This is a genomic window from Bradyrhizobium sp. Rc3b, assembly GCF_900114915.1.
Taxonomy (GTDB): Bacteria; Pseudomonadota; Alphaproteobacteria; order Rhizobiales; family Xanthobacteraceae; genus Bradyrhizobium.
The window spans coordinates 156,070-177,027 of sequence record NZ_FOUS01000016.1 but is presented as its reverse complement, the minus strand read 5'-3'; the positions used below and the strand labels follow the sequence as shown (position 1 = coordinate 177,027).

Genomic DNA, 20,958 nt, shown 5'->3' with positions numbered 1-20,958 from the left:
TTTGGCCGCGTTCGCCGCCAGCAATCCGTCAAGCTCTACTGCCCATCGTCCCAGCTTTGGCCGCGGCTGCACCTGCCGCTCATACTCGAAGGAGGTCTCTCCCGACCTTAGAACCTTGCGGACCGTGTTCCGTGACACCTTCAGGTCACGGGCGATCTCCTTGATCGTCTTGCCCTTGATGAAGTGCTCGCGCCGAATCCGCGCAATCGTCTCCACGACCAGCATCCTCCACCACCTGCTTTGTTACGAAGCAGGCAGCGCAACAGACCAACCTGTAGGGGGTCAATTTTGGACGCCGATCCCCCGGCTTAGGGGGTCAATATTGCAGGCCGAATGACATCCCGTTTCGGCTGCCGCGTTGGTGCGCAGGACCATTCCTTCCCGATTGAGGATCAACGCGGGCTGTCGGACCCGGTCCAGAACATCGGTCATCGCGGTGAGTGTAGTCCTGCCGACGACCGTCGCGAGCGTGGCCGTCTCGGTCAGGCGCGGCGCCAATTGGGCAAGCAGCTGCTTGTCGATTGCCTCAAACGGGCCTTCGCGGCCGGTTCGCTGGATTGTCAATGCCCACGCGGCGCTGTCGGCCCAGAAGCCGATGCCGGCGAACCAGCGGAATCCGGATGGAAACAGCAACTCGTTGTACATGGGATCGGCGCGAATCTGCTCCGGCGTCATCACATCGAGGTCGGTCACGACCTCTCCCGCCATCATGCGCGGAAAGCCCTTGGCGCGCGGGTCCCTCAGATGCCAGTTATTCCTAAAGTAGAGCTCGGTAGCCTCCGCAATCGACGCCGTGCGTGGAACGTCCGGGGTCCGGATATCGCTTTGAAGGAGTAGGGCCGCCGACGCGCCCACCGCCTTGCAGATGTCATCCATGATGTCGCGCCATGCTTCCGGATTCACGGCGGCTTCGCCAAGTCGATTGAGGACCTTCGACAGCTCCGCATCGTCGATTTTGTCGACTTTCAAGCGCGGCCCCCTCCGCCTAACCCCACGCATTTCGTTGCGAGCCCGCATGCATCCTTGCTGCATGCATGCAAGTCCCCGACATTTGGGCCCCGGAATGCGTTTCCCTGACCGGCGATGCTTCGTGAGGAGGCGGCTCGAAGCAAGCCCCCCTTGCCTGTTTTTCCTGAAAAATCGCACTTGACGAAAGTCTAGCGGATGGCTGCGGCAGGCGGCGGCGCCCGGACCGGAATGACCCATTCGGGTCATGCGTCCAGATGTGCCGGCGCTATTCCATGGAAGAGAAATATTTGCCGCACCAGGAATTGAGATGACATTGCTTTGCTTGAGTCAGTCGGATCTCGACGACGGCTTTCGGCTCCCGATATCGATCTGTGGGGATATCTGTGCGCGTCAGAGTGTCGCAGTATGTGTTGCCCGGCGCGGCGCGAATTGTTCAGCTGCGCTATCAACGGTCGCAATCCATTTTCTCGGCAGCTTAAGCGATCTGGTCAAGGCCAGCCGGGGAGGCAAGGCGATCGCTTCATTCCATCCCGTATTGTGCTGCAATTCGGTAGAGCTTCGATCCTCTGGTTTGCCGAAATCGGGCGCAATCGCAAACCTGGAACGCGCGCTTTCTCGGCTGCGCAGTCCGATTCACACTGCGCTTAAGGTTAGCAGCTGTGCTGTCTTGACGCAGTCACGCAACAATGAAAACAATTTGCAATTATCAGAAGTCCTTCGTCGCTCCGTGACAGGACTTCGCCGTTCGACGTCGGGCAACGGCGCCTCGTCGAATCGATACCCGATACAATCATAACAAGACCATTTCATTTCCAACTCGCGCCGTTGGGCTGACGGCGAACTTTTGAGCATCAGAACGTTAAAGGGGGGCTCGCCATGAGCGACCAGACGATTTTGCGCGCCAGTTTTGTCTCGGAGTCCGCGGCCTATCGCAACACCTTTGGTTGGTACAACAGCTCAACAGGGCTCGGCGGAATTCTGTTCGCAAATGCGGATTCGCAAGGGGCTGGCGCCCTCACCCCCGGTGTCTCCTATGTCGACTTCGCGGTGAACACCGCCGATCTTGGCAAGATCCAGTTCTTCCTCATTCCCGACGGCGCGGCGCCGGGCCGCAACGATGCCGACGATCTCTCCGGCGCCATCAAGGTCATCAAGCTCTCGGACGGCACCTGGGCGGTCGCCGATGTCGATGCCAACGGCAACGTCATTTACGTTGCCGGCAAGCCCGACCTGCTCAGGGGCGCCGGCGCCAATGCGTTGTTCACCGAGACCTCCAAGAACGCGGGCGGCGTCGATTATGCCTCGTCGGTCATGGGCAGCCAGCAGACGGCAGCCAAGCTCGCCGGCGACACCGCCGACGGCGCAACCGGCACCATCGCCTGGGAGGACTCCGCCGCGACGCGCAGGTCCAACGGCACCTACACCGCGCCGGGCGACGCCGACTATAACGACGCCGTCTTCCAGGTTTCGCTCGTGCAGAAACCGGTCGCCAATGCCGATGCGGTCACGATCGGCGAGGATGCCGGCGCCACCGCGATCAACGTGCTCGCCAATGACACCAACCCCGCGGGCGGGACGCTGCGCGTCACCTCCGTCAACACGCAGGGAATTTTGGGGACGGTCAGCATCGCCGCCGACGGCCACAGCATCGCTTATACGCCGGGTTCGGCGTTCCAGTCACTGCGCGCCGGCCAGTCCGCGAGCGAGAGCTTCACCTACACCGTAACTAACAGCGCCGGCCTGACATCGACAGCGACGGCGACCGTCACGATCCAGGGCGCCAACGATGCCGCAATCATCGGCACGCCTTCGGCTGCCGATGTCACCGAGGATTCCCGCAATCCGACCCTGAAGCTCAGCGGGACGATCGCGATCTCCGACGTCGATCAAGGCGAATCGGCGTTCAAGACCACCGTGGTATCCGCGGTGGGCAATTTCGGCACGCTGTCCCTGAAAGCCGACGGCAGCTACACCTATTCGATCGCCAACAGCGCCGTTCAATATCTCGGCGCCGGCGAGACCAGGGTCGAGACGTTCACGATCAGCGCGCTGGACGGCACGGCCAAGCAGGTCTCCTTCACGGTTCACGGCACCAACGATGCCGCCGTGATCGGCGCGCCCGCCTTCACCACCGTCACCGAGGACGCGAGCACGCCGACGCTGTCGGTGTCAGGCACGATCTCGATCTCGGATGCCGACCAGAACCAGTCCACGTTCCAGGCCGGCGTGATCACAGGGCAGGGCAATCTGGGCGCATTGACGCTGAATGCCAACGGCACCTACAACTATTCGGTCGCCAACAGCGCCGTGCAATATCTCGGTGCGGGCGACACCAAGGTCGAAACCTTCACCGTCAAGTCGTTCGACGGCACGGCCAAGCAAATCTCGTTCGTCATCAAGGGCGTCAATGACGCGGCGGTGATCGGCACACCCACGATTCACGATGTCTACGACAATCCGTCCGCACTCGTGCTCACCGCATCCGGCAGCATCGGAATCACGGACGTTGATCAGGGCGAAGCGGCGTTCAAGCCGGCCGTTGGCTCCGCTGCCGGCAATCTCGGCTTCCTGCTGCTGTCGGGCGACGGCAGCTATGTTTACGTCGTGGCCGAAAGCGCTGCGCATAATCTGGCGGCCGGTACCGTCAAGGTCGATACCTTCACCGTGACCGCCGTCGATGGCACCACCAAACAGGTCAGCTTCACCGTTCACGGCCCGGCCGGCGGCAACCACGCGGCGACGATCGGCGATCCCACCATTGCCGATGTGACGGAAGACCTTGCGGCGAACAACGCCGGGAATCTGACCGCCGTGGGCAGCATCTCGGTCAGCGACCCGGACGCGGGCCAGTCCTCGTTCCAGGCCGGCGTGCTCACAGGGCCGGGCAATCTCGGCACGCTGAACCTCTCGGCCAACGGCAGCTACACCTACACCGTCGCCAACAACGCCGCGCAATATCTCGGAGCCGGCGAAACCAAGATCGATACGTTCAGGGTCATCTCTCAGGACGGCAGCTCCAAGGATGTCACGTTCACAATCCACGGCGAGGACGACGGCGCGACCATCGGCAATGTTGGCGATCACGACGTCACCGAGGACGGCCAGCTGACGGCGTCCGGGCAGCTGTCCATCCTCGACGCCGACCAGAATCAGGCCGCGTTCCAAGCTGGCGAGATCACGGCACCAAGCAACCTCGGCACGGTGACGCTGCAGGCCGACGGCCACTACACCTATTCGGTCGACAACGCCGCTATTCAGTATCTCGGCGCCAACGACACCAGGACGGAGACTTTCACGGTTACGTCGGTCGACGGCACGACAAAGAACATCAGCTTCGATATCCATGGCGCGCAGGACGCGCCGAATCTGAGCGTTCAGGACTCATCGGGCGCCGCCGACGGAAACATCACGCTTCACATTGCCGCCGATAAGGTCGACCAGAGCAGCACCTTGTCGGTGAAGATCGAGGGGGTGCCGTCGAGCTTTACGGTCCAGAACGGCGCAGCGATCGGGGACGGCGCCTGGCTCGTGACGGGCGACTCCATTCAGAACGTCGTTCTGATTCCGAACCACGCCGTCGGCAGCACCGATCCGTTCACACTGCAGGTCACCGCCATCTCCGACGACGGCATTCATCAGGCGGTGAGCTCAGCCGAGCTCGCGCTGACGGTGACGTCCGGTGCCAACGAGATCAACGCGCTGGATATCGACGGCTATATCGGCGGGGCGACCGTATTTGCTGACGCCAACAACAATGGAATACTTGACGCAGGCGAGGCGTACACGACGACGCGGGCTGACGGCAGCTTTACGCTGGCGGGCGGCTCCGGTCCGCTCGTGAGTATCGGCGGCGTCGATATCTCGACGGGATTGCAGGTCGCCGGTGTGCTGAGGGCGCCGGAGGGCTCCACCGTCATCACTCCGCTGACGACATTGATCGTTGCGCTGGTCGATAGCACGGCAAACGACGAGCACCCGCTGACGGTGGACCAAGCCATCAACGCCATTGCGGCCGCGTTCAACGTCGATCTCGCCTCTGATCCCGCCAACCCCATTGACCTGCTGTCGTACGATCCCGTGCCCGCTGCGGTGAATGGCGATCCGACGGCAACGGCGGTGCTTGCGGCGGCTATCCAGGTCCAAAGCACGGTCGCCCAGGTGTCGGCCGTCGGCGTGGAGACGGGCGCGGTCATTACAGCCATTGCAGGCGCCATTACGGCCTCCCTGAGCGGGCCCGGCGCGCCCGTCTTCGATCTGGCGTCTCCGGAAACGGTTCAGAGCGTCGTCACGTCCTCCGGCGTCGACGCGGCGGCCGCCGCGACGGTTATCGAGGTCGTTGCTGCCGCGAACGACAGCATTCAGGGGGCCACGAGCGTCACCGAGCTGGCGCAGGCCGGCCAGGTCGCTCAAGGCGCGGCTGCCGAGCAACTGGCTGCGACGGATTTCTCCGACCCGGATTCGGTAACTGAGCTCACGACGCTCTATGTCGAGAATCTCGACCAGCAGGTCCAGAGTGCCGTGCTGACCCCGGTCGGGAATGCCCTGTTCGGCTCGCTCGGCGATGACCTGCTTTCGGGCGGAGCAGGCAACGATCTGATCGACGGCCAGGACGGCAACGATCGCATCAGCGCTGGTGACGGAAACGACATCCTCTTCGGGGGAGCTGGCAAGGACTATCTCGGCGGCGGCTCGGGTGACGACATCCTCGACGGTGGCCCGGGCTTCGATCGCGCCGTCTATACCGACGCAACCGGCGGCGTCACGATCAACCTCGCGGCCGGAACGGCGTCCGGCGCGGGCGTGGGAACAGATACCCTCGTCAACATCGAAGCTGCCATCGGCAGCGACTTTGCCGATACGTTCAACGCGGCGGGCTTCACCGGCGACGCCCATGTCCCGGGTAGCCCCGTCGGCTACAACGAGTTCGAAGGCAAAGGCGGCGACGACACCATCATCAGCAACACCAACAGCCAGGGTGCCGAGCTGACGCGCGTGTCCTATGTCAGCGCCACCGGCGCGGTGACGGTGGATATTGCCGCCGGCTATGCACAGGGTGATGCATCGGTCGGTCACGACACGCTCGTCGGGTCCGGCTTCAACGGCGTCTGGGGCTCTGCGTATAACGACACCATTTTGGGCAGCAACAATCCGATGTTCACCGCGGAGGTGTATTCGGGCTTTGCGGGCAACGACTACATCGACGGCCGCGGTGGCTATGACCGCGTCGACTACAATGTCGATCCGAACACCACGACGGGAATTACGGTCAATCTCGCCGCCGGATCCGTGACCGGCGATTCGACCATCGGAACCGATACGTTGCGCGGGATCGAGGCGATCCGCGGCACCAACTTCGCCGATACCTACAATGCCGTCGGTTTCGGCTCGGGCAGCGTCAATGCCGGCTCGAACGGGACGTTCAATGAGTTCACCGGTAATGGCGGTGACGACATCGTCACCGGCAACGGCTTCACGCGGCTCGGTTTCAACAACGCGACGGCTGGCGTCCAGGTCGACTTCGTCACTGGCTTTGCCACCGGCGATTCATCCGTCGGAACCGACCAATTCAGCGGCGTCAACGCCGTTCAGGCATCGATGTTTGACGACACGCTGCTGGGCGGGGCGACCAACGACACATTCACCGGCCTTGCCGGCAACGATTATATCGACGGTCGCAGCGGCTTTGACGTCTCGTCCTACAACAACATCTTCTTCATCACGGGAAGCATCACCGTCGACATGGCGGCCGGCATCGTCACCGGCGATGCATCGAACGGCATCGATACACTTCGATCGATCGAGGGCATTCAGGGCACCAACTTCGACGACACCTACGACGCGACCGGTTACGGCGCGAGTGGGGCCAATATCGGCAACAACGGGACCTTCAACCAGTTCGAAGGGCTGAGTGGTGACGACGTCATCACCGGTAATGGCAACACGCGTCTGATTTTCGCCAACGCGACCGGCGGGGTGACCGTCAATCTCGCGGGTGGCACCGCCACCGGTGACGGCTCGACCGGTCACGACACGTTCACCGGCGTCAACAGCGCCGTGGGCAGCAGTCTTGATGACGTTTACGACGCAACGGGTTTCACCGGCGCCAACGCGAACTTCAACACATTCCAGGGCAATGCCGGAAACGACACCATCTCCGGCAATGGCAATACCCAGATCCAGTATGGCAACGCGACCGGCGGTGTGAGCATCAACCTCACCGCGGGCACGGCCGATGGCGACGGCTCGGTCGGCCACGACATCATCACCGGTGGCGTGTTCAACGTTCTGGGGTCCAACTTCAACGACACCATCGTCGGCAGCGCCAGCAACGATGGCCTCTCCGGCAGCAACGGCAACGACACCCTGGATGGTCGATCCGGCAACGACTTCCTCAGTGGCGGCGCCGGTGTGGACACTTTCGTCTATTCGAGCGGCGGCGGCTTCGACTTCATCCAGGATTTCGTCCATGGCCAGGACAAGCTCGATCTGACCGGCGTCTACGGCATCTTTAGTCTCTCCGATCTGCAAGCGCATGCGGTGCAGAACGGTCCCAACACGGTCATCACGTTCAATTCGAACGACGGCCTCACGCTTCAGAACGTCGATCTGAACAGCTTGACGGCGAGCGATTTCCTGTTCGGCACGCCGGCCGCGCCGATCGTCGGCGACGACAACGCCAACGACCTCGTCGGCAGCGCCAATGCCGAATCCATCAGCGGTCTCGGCGGCAACGACCGCCTCCAGGGCCTCGGCGGCAGCGATCTCCTGGACGGCGGCTCCGGCTTCGACCGCGCCATCTATACCGATGCGACCGGCGGCATCGCCGCCAACCTCGCGGCCGGCACCGTCTCGGGACCCGGCGTCGGGAAGGACACGCTGGTCAACATCGAAGGCGTGGTCGGCAGCAACTATGCCGACACGTTCAACGCGGCCGGGTTTACCGGCTCGACCGGTCTGCCCGGCGTAGCCGCCGGCCAGAGCGAGTTTGAAGGGCGCGGCGGCGACGATAGCGTCGTCGGCGATCTCAACACCCTGGGGCAGGCAGTGACGCGACTGTCCTATCTGAGCGCATCCAGCGCGGTCACGGTCGACATCGGGGCAGGGACCGCCGATGGCGATGCTTCGGTGGGCCACGACACCTTCTCCAACGTCTCGACGATCTGGGGCTCGGCCTCCAACGACACGTTCTACGGCAGCGACAATGCGGCCTTCACCTACGAGACTTATGAAGGTCGCGGCGGCGACGACTATATCGACGGCCGCGGCGGCTACGATCAGGTCACCTACAATTCGGATACGACGACCACCTCGGGCATCTATGTTCACCTCGCCGCGGGCACCGTGAACGGCGATGCGACGGTCGGCACCGATACGATCCGCAACGTCGAAGCCGCGCGCGGCACCAATTTTGACGACACGTTCGATGCGACCGGCTTCGGTCAGGTCGGGGCGACCAATGTCGGCTCCTCCGGCACCTTCAACGACTTCGCCGGCGCCGGCGGCAACGACACCATCATCGGCAACGGCTCCACCCGCCTGAACTACCAGATCGCGGCCTCCAGCGTCAGCGTCGACCTCGAGACCAGCGTCGTCGGGACCACGAATGCGGTTACGGTTGCCGGCAGCGCCACAGGTGCGACCGAGGGCACCGACAGCTTCACCGGCGTCAATGCGGTGCAGGGCTCCACCTTCGCCGATACGCTGCTGGGCAGCAGCTTCAACAACAACTTCACCGGTCTTGGCGGCGACGATTATATCGACGGCCGCGCCGGCTTCGACGTTGCCATCTACAACAGCCTCAGCACGGTCACGGGTGGCGTCGCGATCGACATGGCGGCGGGCACGGCAACCGGCGACGGGTCGATCGGAACCGACACCCTGCGTTCGATCGAGGGCATTCAAGGCACGGGCTACGCCGACGCCTATGTGGCGACGGGCTACGGCCAGGCCGGTGCGCTCAATATCGGCAACAACGGCACCTTCAACCAGTTCGAGGGCCTCGGCGGTGACGACCAGGTCACCGGCAACGGCAGCACGCGACTGCTCTACACGAATGCCACCGGCGGCGTCACCGTCGGCCTGAACGCTGGCTCGGTCGCGGGCGACGTGTCGGTCGGGCACGACACCTTCACGGGCGTCAACAGCGTCTATGGCAGCAATTTCGCCGACACTTACGACGCGACCGGCTTCATCGGCTTCAATTCCTTCCAGGGCCTCGCCGGCAACGACCTCATCACCGGCAACGGCAGCACGCAGCTGCTGTTCGCCAACGCGACCGGCGGCGTGACCGTTAACCTCGCAAGCGGTACTGTGGACGGCGATAGTTCGGTAGGTCATGACACCATCATTGGAGGGGTGACCAGCGTTGCGGGCTCGAACTTCAACGACACGATCACCGGTTCTGGCGGCAACGACCAGCTGTTCGGCAACGGCGGCAACGATCTGCTCAGCGGTGGTGCCGGCAACGACGGCATGAACGGCGGCATCGGTGCAGACACCTTTGTCTACGCTGCCGGCGGCGGCGCCGATACCATCGGCGACTTCCTGCAGACGGACGCCGACAAGATCGACCTCACGGGGATCCCTGGTGTCTCGACCCTTGCCGACATTCAGGCGCTCTCTACACAACAAGGGCCGAACACGGTCATCAACTTCGGCAATGGCGACACCCTCACGCTGCTGAACGTGACGCTGTCGAACCTCACGGCTGCCGACTTCATCCTGGGGCAAGGCGTGAATCTCGTCGGCGACGCTGGCGCAAATACGCTGGTCGGCACCGCCTATGCCGACAGCCTGAGCGGCCTCGGCGGCAACGATCGCCTCAAGGGCCTCGATGGCAATGATCTGCTCGATGGCGGCCTCGGCTTCGACCGCGCCGACTATGTCGCTGCAATGGGAGGCGTTACCGCAAATCTCGCGGCAGGGTCCGTGACAGGTCCAGGGGTCGGCACTGACACGCTGGTGAATGTTGAGGGGATCGTGGGCAGCGACTATGCCGACACGTTCAACGCGACCGGTTTTGCGGGCGATACCGGTATTGCCGGGACCAATGTGGGCTTCAACGACTTCGAAGGCCGCGGCGGGAACGACAGCATCACGGGCGCGATGAACAGCCTGGGTGCGCTCCTGACGCGCATCTCGTATGCCAACGCAACGGGCGGCGTGACCGTCGATTTGGCGGCCCATTCGGCGACGGGAGATGCTTCGGTCGGTACCGATATCCTGGTGGGCTCGGGCTTTGGGGGAGTTGTCGGCTCTGGGTTTGGCGACCAACTGCTCGGCAGCACCAACGGCGCCGGAACCGTGGAAATCTTCGAAGGCCGCGCCGGCGATGACTTCATCGACGGCCGGGCTGGCTTCGATCGGGCGGACTACGCGCTCGACCCGGCCGCAGTGGGCGGGATCAACGTTCAACTGGCCTCGGGAACCGTGACAGGCGACGCCGCGACGGTCGGCACCGACACGCTGCGATCGGTCGAGTCAGTGCGCGGCTCGAACGCTGCGGACGTCTTCAACGCCGTTGGCTTCAGCGGGGGCAGTCAAAATGCCGGTTCCAACCTCACCTTCAACGAATTCATCGGCATGGGAGGTAACGACAGCATCACCGGTAACGGCAACACGCGCGTTGCATTCACCAACGCCACCGGCGCGGTGACGGTCGATCTGCTGGCAGGTACTGCAAGCGGTGACTTATCCACGGGCAACGATACGTTCGGCGGCGTCAACGCCGTGATGGCCTCGATGTTCAACGACACCATCAGCGGCAGCGATATCACCACGGCCACGGAGACCTTCACCGGACTTGCCGGTGACGACTTCATCGACGGCCGCGGTGGCTTCGATGTCATCAGCTATAATAACATCTACTTCTCCACCGGCCCGGTCACCATCGACTTCACGGCAGGCACCGCGACCGGTGACGGTTCGATCGGCAATGATACGTTCCGCCGAATCGAGGGTGCCCAGGGCACCACGTTCAACGACGTCTTCACGGCCACGAATTTCGGCGCCGTTGGTTTCCAGAACGCCGCAACCAACAACGTCGGCAACAACGGCAACTTCAACCAGTTCGAAGGTCTGGCCGGCAACGATGGGATCACCGGCAATGGCAACACCCGCATCATCTATTCCAGCGCGACCGATGCGGTGACGGTCAACCTGCAGGCGGGAACTGCGACCGGCGGCGGCTCCATCGGCACGGATACCTATGTGGGCGTCAACAGCGCGACCGGCAGCAACCTGAACGACACCTACAATGCCGCGGGCTTCACCGGCGTGACTTCGGCCGGATCGTTCGGCACCTTCAACCTGTTCGAAGGCCTGCTCGGTAACGACACCATCACCGGCAACGGCAATACGCGGGTCTCGTATTCTCAGGCGAGCGGGGGCGGAGTTTCCGTCGATCTTTCGACGGGAATTGTGAGCGGTGCGGCCGGCGCAGACTTCATCACGGGAGGCGTCAACAGCGTCCAGGGGTCGAACCAGGCCGACACGCTCGTCGGCGGCTCGAATAACGAGTTCTTCTTCGGCGGCGGTAGTGGCGACACGATCAACGCAGGCGGCGGCAACGACGGCATCACCGGCCAGGGCGGCAACGATACGATCGACGGCGGCGCCGGCACCGACATGGTGATCTTCTCGGGTACGCAATCGCAATACACCGTCACGACGGCGGGAACCATCCAGGTTCAAGACAATGTCGTGAATCGCGACGGCACCGACAGTCTGACCAATGTCGAAGCGCTGCAGTTCAGCGACGCCATCGTGCTGTTGTCGTCGGGAGCTTCGGGCAGTCCGATCGACCTCTCGACGCAACAGTTCTCTAACACGGCACCCGTGATCGGAACGGCTGGAGATGATTATCTTCGCGTCGGAGCCAACATCTTCGGACACGGGATCAATCTGGGAGCCGGGACGGGCGATACCGTCCTGCTCAACGGCACCTTCGGTAACGGTTACACGCTCAATCTCTCGGGTGTCGAAAACCTTGTCGGCAACGGCAACGACGAGTTCGTCAACCTCACGACGACCGCCAACGGACTGGTCGTTGACCTCGGGGGTGGCAATGATCAGCTCAGTCTCGCGGGCGGCGCCAACACGCTCAGCCTGATCGGTGTCGAGGGAGTCGGCGGGTCCGATTTCGGCGTGACGCCCGGCGTCAACGACGTGCTCACCTTATCGACGATTGTCACAGGCCTGAACATCAGCCTCGGCAACGGCGACAATACGATGAATCTCGCAGCCGGCGCGAACTCGTTCGTGAACATCTACGACGTCAACCACGTGCACGGAACCGCGAGCGACGACACCTTGACCGTGACCGGTGCGATCGCCGCGGCCAACGGCGTCGCGGTCGACCTCGGCGATGGCGAGGATACGATCGTTCTCAACGGAAACTTCGCGGCATTCGCCGCGCTCAGCGTCGAGCACATCAACGGCAATTCCGGCGATAATTCAGTCAGCTTGACGAATACCGTCGACGGCATCGTCATCGACATGGGCGGTGGAAACGATCTGGTGTCGCTCGCCAATGGGGTGAATTCGGTCAGCATCACTGGTGTCGAAAACCTCAACGGCAGTGATTTTACCGGAAATCTCAACCCGTCGGACGATATGGTCACGCTTCTGAACACCGTGTCCGGAGTGTCGGTCAATCTCGGTGAAGGGACGGCCAACGTCCTGAATCTCGCCGCAGGCAGCAATTCGTTCGACAATCTGTGGAACGTGAATCTGCTCAACGGGAGCTCGTCGGACGACATTCTGACGTTGCAGGGCAGCCCGGCGAACGCGATCGATCTCGGCGGCGGCGACGACACTCTGAACTTCAACGCGAATGTCTATGACATCACGGTGACCAATGTCGAAACCGTCAATGCCGCCGCGAATTTCGACAGGATCACGATCGGCAATGCGTCGGGTAACACCACGATCACTGCCGGCGCCGGTGCGGATGAGATCTTCGCCAGTGCGGGCCATGACAACTTCCGCTTCGTCAGCACGGCGGATTCCGCCGCCGGTTCCGCGGATACCATTCACAGTTTCGATGCCGACAATGACAGCTTTACGTTCTCAGGCATCAGCGTCGCCGGCGGTCACATCGAGTACGTGGAGAATGCGGCGTTGCTCGGCGGCAATCATGCCTCGGCTCATCTGCAGAACTTCGGGCCGGGTAACGACTATCTTCAGATCGATATCGATGGCGACGGAACGAGTGATATGGATGTGAGCCTGCAGAATGCGAGCGGCACGCTGCACAACAGCAACTTCCTGTTGAGCTGAGAGGGAACCGGCTTCGGAGAAGGCGTTGGCCGCCTGCCGGCCTGTCTCCGGAGCCGCCGTCCGGCAATCGGCGCGCGAGCCCACACAAAAACCGCCGCCACCAGCTATCCGGTGGATCGGCGGTCTGTGGTCGAAGGTCGCTGGGTCGAAGGTGGCTCCTAGCTAAGCGCTCCCGCGCTCACCGAACGTACCAATAGCCCCACCAGCGCTGGGACACCGGACGCGCCTGCGCCTTCATGGCTGCGACTTCTTCGACGGAGCGAAGTTGCGGGCCGTAGATCGCGGGCGGATAAACGTCATCCCACAGCACGACCCCGGTTTGCGCGTAGGCCGCGCGCTGATGTGCTGGAGCAACCGCCAGCTCGGCGGCCGGTGCTACGGATGCTGTCAAAGCGAGACCGAGAGCGGACAGGGCAATGGATGGAATAAGGGCGCGGACGTTCATTGGATTGAATCCCTCGTAATATGAGATGCGAAATAATGCGACGGGTCCCGACTGGTTGCAAGGGCATGGATTGGCCGGTTGGCCCGAAATTTCCTGTTCGTGGGAGGGCGTGCCAGGTCCGTTCGACGGCAGCAGCCTTCGGACAGATCGGGATCGCGAGGACATCTCTTTATATGGAGTGACTCTAATGAGTGATCTTGATCGCAGCGATCAATGCACGGGATTGTGCTGCATGCACGTAAGAGGTCAGGTATGAACAATCTTTCGGCGCCCGAAGTCGGCAAGAACCATGATGTCGACACACTGCTCGCTCTTGATGAGTCCCGGACTATCTAGGGCGACTCCCATGACTTCTACATTCCTCTCCGCTTTCATTTTCGGCGCTGGCCTCACCTTGGGATACGCGCTACGCGCTTGGCGCGTGCAACGAAGCCCTGCGAACCCGTCCCGCGGCGCCTCGCGCCGAATGACCGGACCGACTCCCACCTCGACGTTCGGCCACCCTCGACGAGCCTTTTAGGCAACGTCCGATTCGCTGGCGGGATCTCACTGGTACGATGGGGCATGACGAGATGAGCGAACCCAAGAAGGATGCGCCGCGGCGTTACATCGTTGATGGCGCCGGACAACGCGTGCTTGTCGGGCTGACGATCTCGGAGACGGTCGAGTTCGAAGCGCTGGATAATCCGAGCTCCCGCCCCGGGGCCGATTTGCTTGTCGAGACGCGCCGTGTCCGACAGGACAGACATGGGGAGCGCTGGCTGGAGCTTTACGTCAAGCACGAGCGAGCTTGGAACGATTGGATGGCCGAAACACGCGCGCGGCTGGAAAAGCCCCGCTTGCTCAACTAGATCCGGTCGAGGTCGATGCCATGGTCCGGTGGGCTAGCCGTCGCGAACCAAGGCTCCGCGTCATACCGCGAGCATGCGGCTGCCCTGGATGCTCATCAGGGTGAGGTTGCCGGTCGCATAGGCGCCGGTGTCGATGTTGACGCGGTTCGCCATGAATTCGGCGCTGCGGACCGGCGTATGGCCATGCACGATGTACTTGCCGAACTGCTCCTCGCTGCGCAGGAATTCTTCGCGAATCCAGAGTAGATCGCGCTCCGTCTGCTCGGCCAATGGAACGCCGGGGCGAACGCCGGCGTGAACGAAGAAGAAGTCTCCGCAACTGAAGCTCAGCCGCAGATTGTCCAGGAATTCCAGATGCTCGGTGGGCATCGCCCGAATCAGATCGCGCATGATCGATGCCGGCTCGTCGCGCTTCAGGTCCGGCGGCGCGAGCCCGTAGGACATCAGCGTCTGGGTCCCGCCGACGGCAATCCAATCCTCGAACAGTGAAGGGTCTTCGAACACCCTCACCAGAAATGCCTCGTGATTCCCTTTGAGGAAGACCGCGTTGCCCCGGCGGCTCCGTTCGACGAGGACGTCGAGGGTGGAGCGCGTATCCGGGCCGCGATCGATGTAATCGCCCATGAAGACCTCGATCGCGTAGCGCGGCCGGCTGCAGGCGATGTCGGCGTCGATCACCCGCAACATCGGCTGGAGGAGATGTGCGCATCCATGAATGTCCGAGATCGCATAGATGCGGACTCCCTCCGGCAATTGCGGTTTGGGCATAGGCGGGCGTGGTCGGGCGAGAGATATCATGGCGCTCAATCGATCGGGTGGTCGAAAAAATTTCCCCAAGTCGCCGGCACCGGAGAGCTTCCATCCAACACGAACGACGTGAAATTGGCGAGGGAGCGTCCTTGTTCTCCGGCTCGATCACGCCAAAAGAAGGGCGCGGCATTTTTTGCCCACCTGGGGTATGCGACCGGCGGTGCGAATGGTCGGTCCGCAGGATTGCATCGCTCAAGGCGAGAGTGCAGCAAAGATGCATGCCTTGGCGCAATTTCGCATCGCACGCCCAGATAGAAAATCATCGAAATTCTCGCAAATGACTCATTGTGCTTCGCCGAGGGATTCCATCGCCTGAAAGATGAGCGAGGAGTCGCTCACACGACGGCAAAGCATCGCGGTGGACGTGGAACTTGATTCAAAATAGGGCAACGCGTTCGCTCATATGTCATCACTGTGACGACATTTTCAGCGCGTCGAATTTCGCTGCGCATTTCAACACGACGCATGATCCGTGCGCCGCAAAAGTTTTGCGTGCAGCGCCACAATGTCGCTGCGATCACTCAACACTTTCCGTGCGGGGAAGTGACGAGTCTTCAGCATCACGATGAGCGTCAGACACTCTCTCGATAGACAGAGGTACGAATGGCTGTTGCAACTTATGGTTCTGAAAACACTCACACGCTGTCGTCGATGCGCGGCAGCGCTCTTCAGAGGCCATTTCAGATCGTCGTCATGGCGGCTGACTTTTTGCTGATCTTGTTGAGCTATGCCGCCGGGGCTTCGCTGTACGGCGCGGCCGTCGCTTCACCCGCCGACGGCGCTTCGGTGGGAGCGGGGTTGTTTGTCGGCGTGGTGTTCGTCGCAGTCGCCTATTTCCGGGATGTCTACGCCACCCACCGCTTGCTCAACATCGTCTGGCAGCTTCGAAAGGCGGTGTTTATCTGGCTGACGTCGCTGACGATCCTTGCCGTTGCGGCCTTCCTGCTGAAATCAACCGACAACCTCTCCCGCGGCACCGTCATCGTATTTGCCGTGATCGGCGGACTTGGTTTGGTCAGCCTCCGCTTCGTCTGGCAGGCGGTGTTCGGTACGAGCTTTGCGCGAAGCCGATTGGTCGATCGCAAGGTGATCCTGCTCAGCCTCAAGCCGCTCGACTTCACCTCCAGCCGCTTCAAGGACCTGCGGAGAAATGGCTTCGACGTCATGCGCCATTTCGTGCTTGGCGACGACCGGGATGACGGCCATTGGGAGCGGCAGATTCGCGACGTGATCCGTCAGTCGCGCTCGGCCGACGTCGATGAATATCTGCTTGCGATCGACTGGAACGAATTGCCGATGCTCCGCAAGCTCGGGCCATATCTGCGCGCGGTCCCGCAGCCGATACGCCTGCTGCCGGACGATCCGGTCGCGGATCTGGTGGCTCGTCCTTTCCTGCCGGTCAGTGGAACCGTAGCGGTCGAAATCCAGCGGCCGCCTCTCACCATTCTCGAGCGGCTGCAAAAGCGCTGTCTCGACGTCGGCGTGGCCCTGTTCGCGCTCGTAGTCTTGACGCCGCTGCTGCTCACCGTTGCCGTGCTGATCAAGCTGGACTCCCCGGGAGCCGTCATATTTCGCCAGTCGCGCCGCGGCTTCAATGGCAGGCCGTTCGAGATCTGGAAGTTCCGGAGCATGACAGTCTGCGAGAACGGCGAAACGATTGCCCAGGCGACCAAGAGGGATGCTCGGGTCACCAAGATCGGGCGCTTCCTTCGCATGACGAGCATCGACGAACTGCCGCAGCTCTGGAACGTGCTGCGCGGGGATATGTCGCTGGTTGGGCCGCGCCCCCACGCGCTGGCCCATGACAATTACTATGACGAGATCATCAGCAAGTACGTCTACCGGCATCACATGAAGCCGGGCCTGACCGGCTGGGCCCAGGTGAACGGGTTCAGGGGGGAAACGCCGACGATCGATCTGATGGAGAAGCGGGTCGAATATGACGTCTGGTACGTCAGCAACTGGAGTATCTGGCTCGACCTGAAGATTATGGCCCGGACGGCGTCCGCAGTGATGTTCCAGGAAGCATATTAGTCGTTCAATTTCTTCACTGTCCGGAACCGGATCCTCGAGGGATCAGGTTCCGTCTCTCGACGACCTGCTGAAGAGCCGCATGATCGCGTCGCGCAAGGCAAGCAACGGCGGCACCAGCACGAAGAAAGCTCCCATCGCGACGGAAACGATGACATGGCGGATCGAGAAGGGTTCGTCCTGCTCGATTTCCCTTTGACTCGGGTCGATGGGCGCGGGTGAGAGTGTCGTCGCCATCGGCTGGGGACGCGGTTTACGGGGGGGAACCACGATCAACACGAACAGGATGTTGAGCAGAACCCAAATAGTCAAAATCGTCAGGACGATCAGCATTCCGAGCCCGCCGGAAATGAACGACAATATCAGCCGAGGTTAGCCTCAGGGAACCCAGAAAGAAAGATGCCCAAAGTTTCAGCAGTTTGAAGCATCGAGGACCGGATTGTCTCGCATTACCGATGAATGATTGCCAATTGGCGCACTGTCCTCGCCATCGTCGCCTTCGTCAATCCTTGCTTTTGGCTAGAGCAATAACTGCAAGTTGTGGATTCCGGACGAATACGGAGGCCTCAGCAGTCGGAGGTGGGCTCGGCGCAATCTTCCGTCTCGTGGTGCGAAGGCGCGCTCGTTCCTCTTCAGGCGACAGTTGCGCAAGACGCGAAAAAAAGGCCCGCTGCCAAATGGCAGCGGGCCCGACGTCTTTACAATTCGGCTGGGCGCGGCGCCGCGCCTCTGCCTTTTAGGCATGCTCGACGTAATAGCTGTTGTGGTGCTTGCCCTTGTACGCCTCGATGCGCTTGAGCATCTTCGGATTGGCGCGGTTGAGCACGGCGCCGAGCAATTTCTTCTGCAGGACTTCCGACCCGGAAACCGACTCCTGAAGGGCGCTTCGTGTCGTCTGCCCCCACTCGATTACATAGACCATGGCATCGATCAGGAAGCTGACGGCCTTTGAATCCGCCACCGGCATCACCGGGGCAAGATCGATCACGATATACTCGTAGTGCTCCTTCAGCACCTTGAGCAGATCGGCCATCGCCTTCGATCCAATGACGTCTGCCGAATTGACCATGCGGGAGGCCACGACGGACGGCAGGAAATCCAGCCCTGTCTCCTTGCTTCGCTGCACATGGTAGCCGAGGCTGGCTGGATCGCTGAGCGCCTCTACCAGTCCGCTCTTGGCGTTCGGCGCGAGCTCTCGCGTGAGCGAACGCGTGTGCAGATCGCCGTCGATCAGCACCGTGCGATGTCCGGTGAGGGCGATCAACTGGGCGAAGTTGGCCGCCACCGTCGTCTTTCCTTCCTTAGGAAGGGACGAGACGATGCCAATCACCTTGATCTCGCGGGTCAGGCGCGCAACGTCGATCGATACCTTGATGTTGCGCAACGTCTCGGCAAACCGCGAGAATGGATGATCGACGACGTAGCGGGACAGATCGGGTGGACCTGTCTTCGCGGACGTCGAAAGCAACGCGCCAGTCTTCGTCGGCGGACGAATGTCCGGCAGGACCCCGAGGCACTTCACGCCGAGCTCGTCCTCGACCTCGCCAGGGGTCCGCAACACGTCGCTGAGCAGCTCACGGGCAAAGGCGGCGCCGAAGCCGAGGCACAGGCCGCCCACCAGGCCTCCCACCAGCGCCAGGACCGTGCGCGGCGAGCTCTTGCGATCCGGCTTGGTGGCGGTGCTGATGAGGCGCGCCTCGCTGAGCGGAAAGCTCTGATTTTGCGTCGCGCTCTGCAGCTTCTCGAGGAAGTTGTTGTAGAGGTTGCGGTAGGTGTCGGCGGCGCTTTCGAGATCGCGCAGCTTGACTGCAGCCTGGCCGGTATCGCCGGCCTGGGCGACGAGTTCCTTTACGTTCTTCTCGAGCGAGGCTTCCCGGCTCTTTGCGATTTCATAGTCGCTGCGATAGGCGTCGCCGATCCGATGCAGCTCGTCGGCGATGTTCTTGCGCAGCTCCTCCATCTTGTTGGCCAGATTGACCGCAGCAAGATGTTGCTTGCCATAGCGCCTCGACCAGTCGGCATACTGGGCCTGGAGGTCCAGATATTGCGCGCGCAGGCGGGTGATGACCGAGTTGTTGAGAGCATCGGTCACCGTCGATTGTGCGACGTCCTGGTCCGAAATCGCGGTGATCCGGTCGAGCCGGGCCTTGGCTTCGGCCGTCGACGCCCGCGCTTGAACCAGCTGGGTGTTGAGGTCCGACAATTGCTGTTCGGACATCAGGCCGCGGCTGGTTCCGACGATGTTGTTTTCGGCCTTGAAGGTCTGCACGGCGCGGTCGCTGGCCGTTGCCTGCTCGCTCAGCTCGATGCTGCGCTGCTGAAGCCATTCGGTCGCCCGCTTGGTGGACTGATATTTGGCTTCCAGGGCGCCGACAAGGTAGGCGCTGGCGATGGCGTTGACGATCTTGGCGGCCTTGTCAGGGCTTCGCGAGCGATAGTTCAGCGACAAGACATAGGTCGTCAGGACGCGTTCCGTCCTCAGGTTCTTCTGAACCTGCTCGACCACGGCGTGCTCGAGTCGTTCCTGCGACGCCGGTTCTCCGGAGCTGAACAACGCCATGAACTTGCCGAGGACGATGGAGAGCAAACCCGGATTGGAGCCATTGAACTCCGGATCGTCCGTCAGCTTCAGGCGGCGGACGACCGAGAGGATCAGGTCGTCCGAGTTGATGACCTCGACCTGGCTATCGACGTATCCGGTATCGATGAGGGCGCTGTTGGCGTTGCTGTCCTTGTCCAGCACCTGCGCCTGACGGGTATCCATCATGATGCGGGCATTCGCCGTGTACATGGGTTGCGCCATGATCAGATAGACGATCACCAGCGCCAGCGAAGCGCCGGTGCACACCGCGATGATCGGCCATTGCCGGCGCAGGACATCGGCTACGCGTTCGAAGCTCAGGACCGCTCCGCCGAATTCGATGCCGAATCTGTGGCCCGACGGGAAATGTTCTCTAGGCTGATACATCTGTTAATTCGCTGCCTTTTGACGATCGCTGATCAATTCGGAAGGGGGACGGGTTTGAACGGGTTGGCCAGCTTGGTCTTCCACTCGCCGTCGAGCAGCGCCCCGCCTTGGGGCGGTTGCGCACGGCCCTTGTCTTGCGATTGGGCCTGGGCGCCGGAGGCGTCCTCTCCGGCGGCGGAATAACCTGCTTGCACGTTGAGATCGCCGATCCGCTGCGTGAAATCCCTGATCTTGCGCGCAGCGTCTGGCTTCGTCGACGTGCACCGCCCTTCGGCGATCCTCAACGCGGCGCCAATGGCTGAACGGTCGGTTGAAGTCGACGCCGAGATGAGGGTCTGCACGGACGGCAACACCGACGGGTTCGTGGCGATAAAAGTGGCGAGCCGATATCTCAGCTTCTCCTTGTCATTGCGCAGCTGCTCCAGAAGCGAGGAGGGCGATTTTACGAACGTGTCGAGTTGGAGCTGCGAGGCACGATCCGTAAATTCGACGCACTGGGCGCGGCAAGCATCGATGCTCGACACCATCAAGACAGAACCTGCCAAGATGATCGGTAGCCATCGCGATCTCGCAAGTCGACGTGTTAGTCCGCAACCCATCCGTGT

The 20,958-nt window shown here is 62.0% G+C and carries 9 protein-coding genes and 1 pseudogene; 3 read left to right on the top strand and 7 right to left on the bottom strand.

Annotation, left to right across the window (positions count from 1 at the left end):
- Both BM190_RS31995 and BM190_RS31990 read right to left on the bottom strand, forming a co-directional pair.
- Positions 1-225 (bottom strand): annotated as a pseudogene (locus BM190_RS31995) (helix-turn-helix domain-containing protein); the annotation flags it as partial.
- Positions 226-282: 57 nt separating this feature from the next.
- On the bottom strand, positions 283-969 hold the full coding sequence (locus BM190_RS31990) for a hypothetical protein (RefSeq protein ID WP_092261622.1): 687 nt from the start codon (positions 967-969) through the stop codon (positions 283-285).
- An 876-nt stretch (positions 970-1,845) separates the two neighbouring features.
- On the opposite strand from BM190_RS31990, the gene BM190_RS41660 reads away from it, so the two are divergent.
- Positions 1,846-13,248 carry a VCBS domain-containing protein gene (locus tag BM190_RS41660; protein ID WP_092261621.1) on the top strand — a complete coding sequence of 3,801 codons (11,403 nt, stop codon included), beginning with the start codon at positions 1,846-1,848 and terminating at the stop codon, positions 13,246-13,248.
- A 178-nt stretch (positions 13,249-13,426) separates the two neighbouring features.
- Here the strand turns inward: BM190_RS41660 and BM190_RS31980 are convergent, their stop codons facing one another.
- A complete protein-coding gene (locus BM190_RS31980; RefSeq protein WP_092261620.1) occupies positions 13,427-13,693 on the bottom strand; it encodes a hypothetical protein in 267 nt (88 codons plus the stop codon).
- 572 nt (positions 13,694-14,265) lie between these two features.
- On the opposite strand from BM190_RS31980, the gene BM190_RS31975 reads away from it, so the two are divergent.
- A complete protein-coding gene (locus tag BM190_RS31975) occupies positions 14,266-14,544 on the top strand; it encodes a hypothetical protein (protein WP_177237416.1) in 279 nt (92 codons plus the stop codon).
- A gap of 60 nt (positions 14,545-14,604) precedes the next feature.
- On the opposite strand, the gene BM190_RS31970 is transcribed toward BM190_RS31975, so the two are convergent.
- The gene (locus tag BM190_RS31970) at positions 14,605-15,342 is read right to left on the bottom strand and encodes a metallophosphoesterase family protein (RefSeq protein ID WP_092261618.1); all 738 of its coding nucleotides are present in this window, start codon (positions 15,340-15,342) and stop codon (positions 14,605-14,607) included.
- A gap of 615 nt (positions 15,343-15,957) precedes the next feature.
- Between BM190_RS31970 and BM190_RS31965 the strand changes: the two genes are divergently transcribed.
- Positions 15,958-17,388 (top strand): undecaprenyl-phosphate glucose phosphotransferase, encoded by a 1,431-nt coding sequence (locus BM190_RS31965; RefSeq protein ID WP_018323192.1) that lies wholly within the window; start codon positions 15,958-15,960, stop codon positions 17,386-17,388.
- Between the two features lie 42 nt (positions 17,389-17,430).
- Here the strand turns inward: BM190_RS31965 and BM190_RS31960 are convergent, their stop codons facing one another.
- The 3 genes from BM190_RS31960 to BM190_RS31950 all read right to left on the bottom strand — a co-directional run bounded on the left by BM190_RS31960 (position 17,431) and on the right by BM190_RS31950 (position 20,880).
- Positions 17,431-17,718, bottom strand: coding sequence for a hypothetical protein (locus BM190_RS31960; protein WP_028141809.1), 288 nt, complete (start codon positions 17,716-17,718; stop codon positions 17,431-17,433).
- A 403-nt stretch (positions 17,719-18,121) separates the two neighbouring features.
- Positions 18,122-20,353, bottom strand: coding sequence for a Wzz/FepE/Etk N-terminal domain-containing protein (locus tag BM190_RS31955; protein WP_092261617.1), 2,232 nt, complete (start codon positions 20,351-20,353; stop codon positions 18,122-18,124).
- Between the two features lie 32 nt (positions 20,354-20,385).
- Positions 20,386-20,880, bottom strand: coding sequence for a hypothetical protein (locus BM190_RS31950; protein WP_092261616.1), 495 nt, complete (start codon positions 20,878-20,880; stop codon positions 20,386-20,388).
- Positions 20,881-20,958: the final 78 nt, after the last annotated feature.

Bases quoted from the DNA above. Each gene is read 5' to 3' on its own strand.
- BM190_RS41660 (WP_092261621.1), top strand. From the start codon at position 1,846: ATGAGCGACCAGACGATTTTGCGCGCCAGTTTTGTCTCGGAGTCCGCG.
- BM190_RS31980 (WP_092261620.1), bottom strand. From the start codon at position 13,693: ATGAACGTCCGCGCCCTTATTCCATCCATTGCCCTGTCCGCTCTCGGT.
- BM190_RS31975 (WP_177237416.1), top strand. From the start codon at position 14,266: ATGAGCGAACCCAAGAAGGATGCGCCGCGGCGTTACATCGTTGATGGC.
- BM190_RS31970 (WP_092261618.1), bottom strand. From the start codon at position 15,342: ATGATATCTCTCGCCCGACCACGCCCGCCTATGCCCAAACCGCAATTG.
- BM190_RS31965 (WP_018323192.1), top strand. From the start codon at position 15,958: ATGGCTGTTGCAACTTATGGTTCTGAAAACACTCACACGCTGTCGTCG.
- BM190_RS31960 (WP_028141809.1), bottom strand. From the start codon at position 17,718: ATGCTGATCGTCCTGACGATTTTGACTATTTGGGTTCTGCTCAACATC.
- BM190_RS31955 (WP_092261617.1), bottom strand. From the start codon at position 20,353: ATGTATCAGCCTAGAGAACATTTCCCGTCGGGCCACAGATTCGGCATC.
- BM190_RS31950 (WP_092261616.1), bottom strand. From the start codon at position 20,880: ATGGTGTCGAGCATCGATGCTTGCCGCGCCCAGTGCGTCGAATTTACG.